Source organism: Duganella sp. Root1480D1, from assembly GCF_001427305.1.
In the GTDB taxonomy this organism is placed as follows: Bacteria; Pseudomonadota; Gammaproteobacteria; order Burkholderiales; family Burkholderiaceae_D; genus Rugamonas.
Genome location: NZ_LMFZ01000001.1, coordinates 144,786 through 155,788 on the forward strand (window position 1 = coordinate 144,786; position 11,003 = coordinate 155,788).

General features: G+C 64.5%; 9 protein-coding genes and 1 tRNA gene. 9 read left to right on the top strand and 1 reads right to left on the bottom strand.

Translation table 11 applies throughout. From position 1 onward, the window contains the following. Both ASD58_RS00745 and ASD58_RS00750 read left to right on the top strand, forming a co-directional pair. A complete protein-coding gene (locus ASD58_RS00745; protein ID WP_057259064.1) occupies positions 1-1,254 on the top strand; it encodes an exonuclease SbcCD subunit D C-terminal domain-containing protein in 1,254 nt (417 codons plus the stop codon). Next, positions 1,251-4,997, top strand: coding sequence for an AAA family ATPase (locus ASD58_RS00750; RefSeq protein ID WP_057259066.1), 3,747 nt, complete (start codon positions 1,251-1,253; stop codon positions 4,995-4,997). The genes ASD58_RS00745 and ASD58_RS00750 overlap by 4 nt, the downstream gene beginning before the upstream one ends. Here ASD58_RS00750 and ASD58_RS31760 read toward each other — a convergent pair. Continuing rightward, positions 4,986-5,150 (bottom strand): hypothetical protein, encoded by a 165-nt coding sequence (locus ASD58_RS31760; protein WP_200951550.1) that lies wholly within the window; start codon positions 5,148-5,150, stop codon positions 4,986-4,988. The two genes, ASD58_RS00750 and ASD58_RS31760, sit on opposite strands and share 12 nt — an antisense overlap. Positions 5,151-5,243: 93 nt before the next feature. Between ASD58_RS31760 and ASD58_RS00755 the strand changes: the two genes are divergently transcribed. The 7 genes from ASD58_RS00755 (at position 5,244) to ASD58_RS00785 (ending at position 11,002) form a co-directional block, all read left to right on the top strand. Then, entirely contained in the window at positions 5,244-5,759 is a 516-nt protein-coding gene (locus ASD58_RS00755) for a putative metalloprotease CJM1_0395 family protein (RefSeq protein WP_082565150.1), read from the top strand. A 306-nt stretch (positions 5,760-6,065) separates the two neighbouring features. After that, a complete protein-coding gene (locus tag ASD58_RS00760; protein WP_057259069.1) occupies positions 6,066-6,980 on the top strand; it encodes a hypothetical protein in 915 nt (304 codons plus the stop codon). 126 nt (positions 6,981-7,106) lie between these two features. Then, positions 7,107-8,258 (top strand): class I SAM-dependent methyltransferase, encoded by a 1,152-nt coding sequence (locus ASD58_RS00765; RefSeq protein WP_057259071.1) that lies wholly within the window; start codon positions 7,107-7,109, stop codon positions 8,256-8,258. A gap of 48 nt (positions 8,259-8,306) precedes the next feature. Continuing rightward, a tRNA-Met gene (locus ASD58_RS00770) sits at positions 8,307-8,383 on the top strand. 52 nt (positions 8,384-8,435) lie between these two features. Next, on the top strand, positions 8,436-8,984 hold the full coding sequence (locus ASD58_RS32045; RefSeq protein WP_156401091.1) for a hypothetical protein: 549 nt from the start codon (positions 8,436-8,438) through the stop codon (positions 8,982-8,984). A 46-nt stretch (positions 8,985-9,030) separates the two neighbouring features. Next, positions 9,031-10,686: an acid phosphatase gene (locus ASD58_RS00780; protein WP_057259074.1), complete on the top strand. Its 1,656-nt coding sequence runs from the start codon at positions 9,031-9,033 to the stop codon at positions 10,684-10,686. An 82-nt stretch (positions 10,687-10,768) separates the two neighbouring features. Then, entirely contained in the window at positions 10,769-11,002 is a 234-nt protein-coding gene (locus ASD58_RS00785) for a hypothetical protein (protein ID WP_057259076.1), read from the top strand. Position 11,003 lies beyond the last annotated feature (1 nt).

The following is an 11,003-nucleotide window of genomic DNA, read 5'->3' on the forward strand; positions in this document are numbered from 1 at the left end:
ATGCGCCTGCTGCACACTTCCGATTGGCACCTTGGCCAGTCGCTGCATAATTTTGACCGCCACTACGAGCATCAGTGCTTCCTCGACTGGCTGCTCGATGCCATCGTGTCCGAACAAGCCGACGCCTTGCTGGTGGCAGGTGACATCTTCGACAACGCCAATCCATCCGCAGCCTCGCAGCGCCAGCTCTACACTTTCCTGCAGCAAGCCCGCATCCGCGCGCCCCGGCTTGACATCGTCGTCATTGCAGGGAACCACGATTCGCCGGGCCGGCTCGAAGCGCCCGGCCCCTTGCTGGAGGTGCACGGCACTACTGTGATCGGCTATCCGCATCGCGATGCCGACGGCAACATCGCCATCGAGCGCATGCTGGTACCGTTGACCGGCAAGGACGGCGCCGTCGCGGCCTGGGTGCTTGCCGTTCCCTTCCTGCGCCATGGCGACGTGCCGCGCCTGCCCCCGGTGGAGGCTGCCGATGGCGACGACCACGCCGCACCGCAGCCCGACCCTTATCTTTCCGGCATTGCGGAGTTGTACCGCCAGGCACTGGAACTTGCGGGCGTCCGCGCTAACGATGGCCAGGCCATCGTGGCAATGGGCCACTGCCATATGGTCAATGGCACCATGTCGGCCGATTCCGAGCGCCGCATCGTCATCGGCGGCACGGAGATGCTCCCCACGGGCATCTTCCCGCCACCAATCGCCTATGCGGCGCTGGGCCACCTGCATTTGGCCCAGCAAGTCGGCCCGCATCGGCACATCCGCTACTGCGGCAGCCCGATCCCCCTTTCCTTCGCCGAGGCCAGCTACCAGCACCAGGTCCTGCGCATCGACCTGCAAGGTGCGCAGGCAGGCGCGATCACCGCCCTGCCTGTCCCGCGCGCCGTGCAACTGCTGCGCGTGCCGGAAAAGCCAGCCCCGCTGGACGAAGTAAAAGCCGCCCTGGCCGCCCTCGACCTGCCCGATGCACCGCTCGAACGGCAGCCGCTGCTCGAAGTCCGTGTCAAGCTCAGCGCACCGGAGCCCGGCCTGCGCGCCGCAATCGAAGAAGCCCTGCAAGGCAAGCCAGTCCGCCTGGCGAAGATCGAAACCTCGAGCGCCGCCCGCGCCTCTTTCGACGAAGCGGCGCTATCGCTCGACCAGTTGGCCACGCTGCAGCCGGACGACATCTTCAAGCGCCTGTACCAGCAGCGCTACGGCAGCGACGCCCCGCCCGAACAACTGGCCGCCTTTGCGGAACTGGTGCGGCCATGAGGGTCCTGCGCATCGCCGGCAAGAACCTGGCCTCGCTGGCCGACGAATTCTCGGTCGACTTCACCGCCCAGCCTTTATCCGACGCCGGCCTGTTCGCCATCAGCGGCCCGACAGGCGCCGGCAAGAGCACCCTGCTCGACGCGCTGTGCCTGGCGCTCTTCGACGACACTCCGCGCCTGCACAAGGCCGAAGGCAAGACGCCCGACGTCGGCGAGCCCGTGTCGTCGCAAGACCCGCGCACCCTGCTGCGCCGCGGCGCCGCCGAAGGCTGGGCCGAAGTCGACTTCGTCGGCAACGACGGCGAATCCTACCGCGCGCGCTGGAACGTCTGGCGTGCCCGCACCAAGGCCGCCGGCGCTTTGCAGCCGACCACCATGTCCCTGCACAAGCTGCCAGGGCTGCAGCCGCTGGGCCATAAAAAGACCGAGGTCATGGCGGAAATCGTGCAGCGCATTGGCTTGAGCTTCGACCAGTTCACGCGCGCCGTGCTGCTGGCGCAGAACGAATTCTCGGCATTCCTCAAGGCCAGGGATGACGAGCGCGGCACCTTGCTCGAAACCCTGACCGGCAGCGGAATTTACAGTGAAATTTCAAAGCGCGCCTTTGAACGCTGGCGCGCCGAAGAACTGGCTTTGAAAGCACTCACCGCCGGCCTGGCGAACCGGCAACCGCTGTCGCAGGAACAGCGCGCCGAGATCCTCGCCCAGTCCGAAGGCGCTGAAGCAGCGCTGCAGGCCTCCGCACAGCGCGTCGCGGCGCTGGAAGCCGACTTGCGCTGGCGCCAGCAAGCCGAACGCCTGGCTGCGGCGGCACTGCACGCACGCGAACATCTCCAGCAGCGGCAGCACGAATACGATGCGGCGGCGCCGCGCCGTGCCGTACTGGCGCAACTTGATGCCGTGCAGCCCGCCCGCGCGCTGGACGATGAAGTAGTCCGCCTGGCAGCCGAGCGCGCCGCCACGCAAGCGGCAATTTCGTTGGCAGAGCAGGAAGCCGAGCGCACCCGCCTGGCACTGGAAGTGCTGGCCAGCGACGTCCAGCAGGCCGGCACCACGCTGGCAGCGGCCGAAAGCGCACAGCAGGCGGCGGCGCCGCTGCTGGACCAGGCGAAGTCACTCGATACGCGCCTGCAATCGTTGCAGTCGGCCTTCACCCAAGCTGCCAACGTCCGCGACACAGCGGCCCGGGCCGGCGCCGAGGCGCGCACCGCCCTGGCCGCGCGCGAAGCGCAGCAACAGGCGCTCGCCGGCGAGCAGCAATCCTGCGAACACTGGCTGGCCATGCACCAGCACTGGTCGGCGCTGGCTCGCGACTGGGCGCGCTGGGATGTGCTGTTCGCGCAAGCCGGCCAGCAAGCCAGCCGGGCCGGCCAGCAATCGCAAGCGCTGGCGGCCATTCAACAAGCTGCCATGCGGCAGCGGCAGGATGAAACGCATGCCCGCAACAGCTTGGAGGCAGCCACAGAACGCCTGCGGCAGGCCGAATCGCAGCGCGAACAAGCCACGAAAACGCTGGCCGCCATCGATGCCGACAGCATTGCGCTGCAGCGCCGGCAACTCGAGCAGCGCCGCACCCTGCTGGCCGACGCCAGCGCCGCCTGGCAAGAGCTGGCACAACTTGCCGCCCGCCAGCAGGACCTGTCCACGCGCAGCACTGCACTCCAGGCCGCCCGCGACAGTGCCGAAGCCGAAGTCGTCGCCGCGCGCCAGGCCAACCTCGCGCTGGTCGCCGCCTCAACCCAGGCCGAGCGTTCATTAAAGCTGGCCGAAGCCGCTACCGGCGAAAGTGTTGAAAAACTGCGCGCCACTTTGCAGGACGACGCGCCCTGCCCCGTGTGCGGCTCGCACCTGCATCCGTACCGCAACGAGGACGGTCCGCTGCACGCCATGCTGGCGCAACTCCAGTCCGAAGTGCACGACTGCCGCGACAAGCTGCAGCGTAATATGAAGCACGAGGCCGAACAGCAGGCCCGCCTTCAAGCCAGCGTCGAGCAATTGGCCGCGATCGGTGTCGAACAGCACAATATCGGCAACATGCTCGCTGCTGCGCAACCACGTTGGCAATCTGCCCGTTCAGCGCTCGAGCAACATTCGGAACCGGCCGGACAACCGGCCCTCGATGATGACGCATCGGGCTGGCTCGCTGCCCATGCAGGCGGGTTGCAGGCGGCATTGCGCGCACTGGAAAACCAGGAACAATCCCAGCGCCAGGCAGCCCGCACCCGCGAGGTGGCGCAAACCGCCTGCGAGCAAGCGGCCGCCGAATGCAGCCGCCACCAGCACGCGCTAGCCAACGCCCAAGCTGCGCTGGTCCAATCGGAAGCGCAGCACAAAGCCCTCGACGAGCAGCGAATCGACACCGCGCTGCAAATTGCCGACCTGCTCGACCAGCTTGATGGCCCGCTGGCGCGCGCCGGCTGGCAGGACGAATGGAAGGAAAGCCCGGCGCGCTTCCACGAGCAACGCACGCGCGACAGCATGCAATGGCAAGCGCAGCGCCAGTCGGCCGACGAGCGCAGCACCGCAATGGCCGCAATCGCCATTGAACTGCAGGCCTTGCGCGGCGCCCAGGAACGCAGTGAGTCTGACGCCCGCGCCACCCAGGCCGCCGCCGACGCTGCCCGCGCTGCATGCGACGCCGCAGCTGCGGAGCGCCAGGCACTCTGGCAGGGCCGCCCTGTACGCGAAGTGGAAACCGAGTTGCGCTCGGCAATCGACACTGCCCGCTCCGCTCTGCAAGCGCGCCAGGAATCGGCCCACCAGGCAGCCCAGCAGCGCGCCCGTGCCGACGAAGCCCACGCCCAAGCCAGGCAACGGCTTTTGGCACTGGACGCTGCCGCGGAAAACGCAGCCGCCCGCTTGCAGTCCTGGCTGGCAGGGCATCAGTCGTTTGGCATCGAAAACCTGGACGCCTTGCGCGCCCTGCTCGCCCACTCCCAGCAAGCGATCCGCGACGAACGCACCGGCATCCAGGCAATCGATCAGGCCCTTGCCTCCGCCAAAGCGGTGCAGGCCGAGCGCGCGGCGCAGCATGCCGAACACCTGGCCAGCGCGCCGGCGGGCGAGCAACGCAGCGTCGAAGAACTCGAACAAGGATTGGCAGCGCTGCAGGAAGAACGCAAGCAAGCGCAGGACCACGCCGCGTCCCTCACGCTGCAAATTGCCCAGGACGATGAGCGCCGCAAAGCCGCCGAGGCCCTGCTGGCCGACATCGCCCGCCAGCAGGAAAACGAGCGCCGCTGGGCGCAACTGAGCGACTTGATCGGCTCTGCCGACGGCAAGAAATTCCGCAACTACGCCCAGCAATTCACGCTGGACGTGTTAATCGGCTACGCCAACGCCCACCTGGCGCAACTGGCGCCGCGCTACCAGCTCGAGCGCATCGACAACCCGGCCCAGCCTTCGCTTGGCCTGCTGGTGCGCGACCTGCACATGGGCGATGAAAAGCGCTCCGTGCACTCGCTGTCCGGTGGCGAATCGTTCCTGGTATCGCTGGCCATGGCGCTCGGCCTGGCCTCCTTGTCGTCCAACCGCGTGCGGGTCGAATCGTTGTTCATCGACGAAGGTTTCGGCAGCCTGGATGCGGAAACCCTGCGCGTCGCGATGGACGCGCTGGATGGTTTGCAGTCAATGGGAAGGAAAGTGGGGGTGATCTCCCACGTGCAGGAAATGACCGAACGAATCGCCACCCGGATCGTGGTGCAGCCCGCAGCCAACGGTCGCAGCGCAGTCTCAGTCAGCTAAACGCCAGGTGCGCTCATCCTGCTCGGCGCGCACCATTTCCCATCCCAGCTCGCGGCGGATCTGCTGCGGGTCGGGCAAGGGACGGCGTTCTTCCTGGCGCGACTGCAGCCAGTTGCGCACTGCTTCCTTGCTTGGTTGCTTGGACTTATCCATCGTAAACCTCCATCGGCATGACGGTCACTCCTTCAACGCTGGAAGTGGCTGGCAGTTGACGGAGCTCGCCTGCCAATTTGTTATTATGTGTAAATGGGAATCGGCGCCATATCATCGTCAGCCAGCTACGCGCCGCAGGCCAGCGCACCTGCGCGCAGCGCCACGCGCAGCGAATCCACGCAATCAGCCGACGCAGCCCAGCAAGCCTATTCCCCTGAAGACCAGGCCAAAATTGACCAGCTCAAAGCGAGCGATCTCAAGGTGCGCCAGCATGAGCAAGCCCACCTTGCCGCAGCCGGCAGCCTTGCCACGTCCGGTGCTACCTATACTTACCAGCGCGGCCCCGACGGCGTGAACTACGCCGTGGGCGGCGAAGTCAATATCGACACTTCGCCAGGCCGCACGCCTGAAGAAACCATCGAAAAAGCGCGGCAGGTGCAAGCGGCCGCATTGGCGCCAGCCGATCCCTCCGGCCAGGACCGCAGCGTGGCAGCGCGTGCCGGGCAGATGGCGCTGCAGGCCCAGGCTGAAATTTCAGCAAAGCAACAGGAAGTCCAGCGCAGTTACGGTCTTTCCGAAAAGCAAACGACGATCGATATCTTTGCCTGATAAAATCGTCCTTTTGCCCGGAGTCTAGGCCATGTTCCTGAAAGCCCCACGCACCCTCACTTTCAAATGCGCGAAATGCAGCAAAGCAGTTAAGGTTGCATTGCAGAAAACTTCTGCATGTTCGCACATTACGCCGTACTATGGAGTCTGCACCTGTGGCGAAGTGAAACTGCACGCTACCGGCGCCCCGGAAGCCGTCAAGTCCTACCTGGAGTCGAACGGTTTGTGGACTCATCATCATTGATAAACCTCAAGAAATTCTGAAACTTGCCGTATCAGGGGTAGTGCCCCTAAAGGTTGCCTATCATGAACCCACTCAATTCCATCGGCCAACGCCAGTACCAGAACACTTCCTTATCTCCTGCCACCTCGCAGGCGGAAAGCAAGCCTTCACGCGCCAACGCCGTGAAAAATGTGAATTCGGATAGTGCGGTTTCCTTGTCCAGCAATGCTGTCGACCTGCAAAAACGCGTCGAGCAACTGGGTAACAGGACTGTTGACATGGCACAGGACCTGATCGGCAGCTTTGCAAAAAGTTTGCTTGGCGACAATGCCAAGGGCGCCAGGATTTCCTTCGACTCCGTTTCGCTGGAGTCGAATGCCAGTTTTGCGGCCGCTGCCCTGCATGCCGAAGGCACCGATGGCGTAACGGACGCCCTGGGTTTCAGCCTGGACGAGAACTCCCATTTCCTGGGCAAAGGCACCATCACCACGGCCGACGGCCGCAAGCTGAATTTTGAAGTGGAAATCCAGTACGAAGCCAGGATGACTGCCGGTGCTGCATCCAGCGTGCCAGGGCGCCGCAATGAGCAAACCGACCAGAATCCGGCCATGCCGCTGCCGGAAGTGGAATTCCCGGATATCGATTTCCCAGGCAGCCTGGCCGACCTGTTCCGCTTGATGGACCGCAATATCAGCGCCACCGTCAAGCAGGAGAACGAACAGGGGCAGGAAAGCGATGCCGGCAACCTGACGATGCGCCTGCTCAAGCTGGTCGATTCCGAATCGTCGCTGGACACTTACCTGCCCGCGAACGCGAGCGACAAGGCCAAGGCTTACGGCCGCCTGCAATCCGAACCTGGCCAGGCGGCGGAACTGGCCCACGTAGCGAAAGCCGCCCGCGACGCCGCGGGCAGTGGCGAGATCGACCCGCCAAGCGACGATATCGATCCGCCAGCACCGGCAATTGCACCGGCTCCCGAGGAACCGCCAGCCACGTAAGCGCGCGTATAATGGCAGCCTCCTGATTGAAATTCGGGGTCAGGTCTGTCAATCGGACATTTTGCGCAGCGAAATGTCCGATTGACAGACCTGACCCCGAATTTCTTTGTTTACACATTGGCCACTATGCAAGAAATTCACTGGACAGAACAAGGCGAGCCGCGTTGCGCGCGCTGGCATTCCGAATCGGGCAACCCGCCGCCCAAGCGCGTACAGGTCGCCGACGACACCATGAACGCCGACGTCGCCTATCGCCTCGCCTGCGAAGGCACCGCCCTGCTATGGCGCGGCGACTTCCAGAACGCGCGCCAATTGCTGCAAGCCCTGGCGCGCCGCGCCGACCACAAGAAAGCCCAAGGCGGCAAAGGCCGCAAGGTGGCTGCTGCCAAAACACCGGTCAATGCTACGGAAGCATTCCACCTGCACCGCCAGGCGCAATCGCAGCGCGCACGCACGCTGGCCATGCTGTTGATTCCTTTCGAGCCGGGCTACCGCATTCCCTTGCGCCGCGCACCCGACGTCGCGCTGGCCTGCAACGAAGCCTATGGCCGCGGCGAAGACGCCTTCGCGATCTCCCTGCGCGAACTGCAAGGGCTGATCGGCGCCCACGAATGGCGCAAGGCCGGCGTGCCGGTTGCCGCACTGGGCGAACGCATCCATCCCCATTACGGCGTGTTTTCGCCAGTGCGCGGCGAATACGTGCAGCTCGTGGCCGATGCCCCACTGCCGAAAGGCGCTTCGGAACTAGCATTTGATATCGGTGCCGGCACCGGCGTCTTGTCCGCCGTACTGGCCAAACGCGGCGTGAAGCGCGTGGTCGCCACCGATATGGACAGGCGCGCCCTCAGTTGCGCACGCGACAACCTTTCCCGCCTGATGCTGGACGAGCAGGTGGAATTGCTGGAAGCCGACCTGTTTCCACCCGGCCAGGCGCCGCTGGTGGTGTGCAATCCGCCATGGGTGCCGGCCCGCCCGAATTCCTCGGTGGAGCACGCAGTCTACGACCCGGACAGCCGCATGCTGCGCGGCTTCCTCTCCGGCCTGAAAGCCCACCTGACGCCAAACGGCGAAGGTTGGCTGATCCTGTCCGACCTGGCGGAGCATCTGGGCCTGCGCTCCCGCGCCGAACTGGAAGAATGGATCGCCGCCGCCGGCCTGAAAGTGCTGGGCCGCCTCGACGCCCGCCCGGTCCACCCGAAAGCCAGCGACACCAGTGATCCACTGCATGCAGCACGCTCGGCAGAGCTAACTTCCCTGTGGCGTCTGGGAGTCGCATAAATCGACCTTGCGGAACCGCGACGTTCGAGCTATAATGCTTGCCTCAGACGCGGGGTGGAGCAGTCTGGCAGCTCGTCGGGCTCATAACCCGAAGGTCACAGGTTCAAATCCTGTCCCCGCAACCAGATTCAAAAAGCCGTTGCCTTTGCAACGGCTTTTTCATTTCCGGGTGCGCCAATGCGGATATTTTCATACCTTGCAATACTGCCCTTGATGGGGGCATGCGCGACGCCCGCCAATTCGCCCACCCTCCTGGCCCAGAAGCTGAGCGCCGATATCCTGGCCAGCCCCAGCGCCACGCTGACGCTGGAAAAATGGTGCGCCGACCATGCCATGGCCACCGAGCCGAAAATCGTAGCCCGCCTGGTGCGCGGAACAAATAAGCCGGCCAGCAGCGAGACCCTGGCTCGCCTTGGCGCAAGCGCCGCTGAAGTCAAATACCGCCGCGTGCAGCTCTATTGCGGCGCCCACCTGTTCTCGGAAGCCGACAATTGGTACGTCCCGAGCCGCCTGGCGCCTGAGATGAACCGCCTGCTGGATGAAACCGATACCCCATTTGGCAAAGTGGTACAGCCATTGGCGCCTTATCGCCGCACATTCTCCAGCGCGATGCAGCAATCGCCGACCGCCCTGTTCGAACACGCCGCCGTGCTGTTCTCGGCCTCCCACCAGCCCATTGCCGAAGTGCGCGAAACCTACCAGCGCGGCACGCTCGCATTTTTGTGATCGAACTGTCACAATTGCACGCGACAAGAACCGCAAGGAGCAACGCGTGAACAACGAGAACAATCCAAAAGATTTGCCGGCCAGCCCTGCGCGCCGCCGCATCTTCCAGGCGGCTGGAGCCGCCGGCCTTGCAGCGAGCCTGCCGGGCGTCACCGCCGCCCCGGCTACCAAACCCGCTGCGCCAGCCAAAGCCCTCTCGCTGGACGACAAACTGCAAGCCAACGTCAAGAACGTGGTGGTGATTTACCTGGAAAACCGCAGCTTCAACAACCTGTTCGCCGATTTCCCCGGGCTGGCGTCGCCGATGTCGGCCCTGAAGCCAGCCGACTACCAGCAGCGCGACTACGACGGCAGCATCCTGCCAACGCTGCCGAAAATCTGGGGCGGCCTGGTGCCGGTACCGCAGGATATCGCAGGCAAGCGCTATGAGGTCAAGGAGGACCAGCTTAGCGGCCTGCCGAACGCGCCTTTCAAGCTGGTCGATGCGGAAGGCAAGCCGCTGCCGGAATCCGTCATTACGCGCGACCTGTGGCACCTGTTCTACCAGAACCAGATGCAGATCAACGGCGGCAAGAACGACAGCTTCGTCGCCTGGGGCAATACCGGCGGCATGGTGATGGGCTACTACAGCGAGATGGAAAAGAATCTCGGCCTGTGGCAGGTGGCGCGCCAATACACCCTGTGCGACAACTTCTTCATGGCCGCTTTCGGCGGCTCCTACCTGAACCACCAGTTCCTGGTCTCGGGCCGCTGCCCGGTCTATCCGAATGCAGACAGCAGCCCGGCCAAGCGCAAGATTGCAGTGCTGTCCGATGGCCCGACCGGCCACACGCTGGCACTCGACCCAAAGAGCCCGAAATCCGCACTGGAAGGCCGGCCGCATTACGTCAATGACGGCGCCATCACGCCGGACGGTTTCGCGGTCAACACCATGGCCCCGCCCTACCAGCCAAGCTTCGTGCGCCCGGCGCCAGGCGGCGATCCGCTGCATGCCAATCCGGAAGACCCGGCCTACCTGCCGCCGCAAACCTACGACACCATCGGCGACCTGCTCTCGCGCAAGGGCGTGAGCTGGACATGGTACGGCGGCGCCTTCCAGGCCGCGCTGGACCACAAGGGCGGCGGCAGCAAGCCAAACTTCCAGTACCATCACCAGCCATTCAACTACTTCGCCAGCTTCGCGCCCGGCACCGCACAACGCGCGACCCACATCCGCGACGGCGGCCTGGGTGACAGCCCGATTTCGAACAAATTCCTGGCCGATGCGGTGGCGGGCAAGCTGCCTGCGGTCAGCTTCTATAAGCCGCAGGGCAACCTGAACCTGCATGCCGGCTATTCGGATATCGAATCGGGCGACCAGCACATCGTCAATGTGCTGGAGCACCTGAAGAAGTCGCCGCAGTGGGAAAACATGGTCGTGGTCGTGACCTTCGACGAAAATGGCGGCTGGTGGGACCACGTGGCGCCGCCGAAAGGCGACCGCTGGGGGCCTGGTTCGCGCATCCCGGCCATCATCGTATCGCCGTTCGCCAAGAAGTCCACGGTGGACCACAGCTTCTACGACACCACCTCGATCCTGCGCTTCATCACCCGCCTGCACGGCCTGCCGCTGCTGGAGGGCCTGGCCGAGCGAAACAAGGCCTTCGCCGAACGCGGCGCGTTGCCGCCGGGCGACCTCACGGGGGCCCTCGCCTTCCGTTGACATGGTTGCCCGTGTTACAATCCGCCGGTTCTAAAAGGAAGCCCGACTGATTCAGCCGGGCTTTTGTTTTCTGCGACGGATAATGAGAGATAAAAAAGACAACGCGACAATCGACCTGCCAGGCTTCGAGCCTGCCGCGCCGATGACGGCGGAAGCCAAGCTTCCACCGCCGCCGCGTGTGCGCCGCTCTCCGCGCAAGCAAGAACAACTCGAACTGCTTGGCGAACTCGGCCCAACCGACGCCAGCGGGCTGCCAATCTGGCAGAATGATCCCAACCTGGACCTCACCGGCCTGCCCATCTGGCGGCGGGACTAAA

What these genes read in the sequence shown, in the direction of transcription:
- ASD58_RS00745 (WP_057259064.1), top strand. Translation starts at nt 1, where the DNA reads ATGCGCCTGCTGCACACTTCCGATTGGCACCTTGGCCAGTCGCTGCAT.
- ASD58_RS00750 (WP_057259066.1), top strand. Translation starts at nt 1,251, where the DNA reads ATGAGGGTCCTGCGCATCGCCGGCAAGAACCTGGCCTCGCTGGCCGAC.
- ASD58_RS31760 (WP_200951550.1), bottom strand. Translation starts at nt 5,150, where the DNA reads ATGGATAAGTCCAAGCAACCAAGCAAGGAAGCAGTGCGCAACTGGCTG.
- ASD58_RS00755 (WP_082565150.1), top strand. Translation starts at nt 5,244, where the DNA reads ATGGGAATCGGCGCCATATCATCGTCAGCCAGCTACGCGCCGCAGGCC.
- ASD58_RS00760 (WP_057259069.1), top strand. Translation starts at nt 6,066, where the DNA reads ATGAACCCACTCAATTCCATCGGCCAACGCCAGTACCAGAACACTTCC.
- ASD58_RS00765 (WP_057259071.1), top strand. Translation starts at nt 7,107, where the DNA reads ATGCAAGAAATTCACTGGACAGAACAAGGCGAGCCGCGTTGCGCGCGC.
- ASD58_RS32045 (WP_156401091.1), top strand. Translation starts at nt 8,436, where the DNA reads ATGCGGATATTTTCATACCTTGCAATACTGCCCTTGATGGGGGCATGC.
- ASD58_RS00785 (WP_057259076.1), top strand. Translation starts at nt 10,769, where the DNA reads ATGAGAGATAAAAAAGACAACGCGACAATCGACCTGCCAGGCTTCGAG.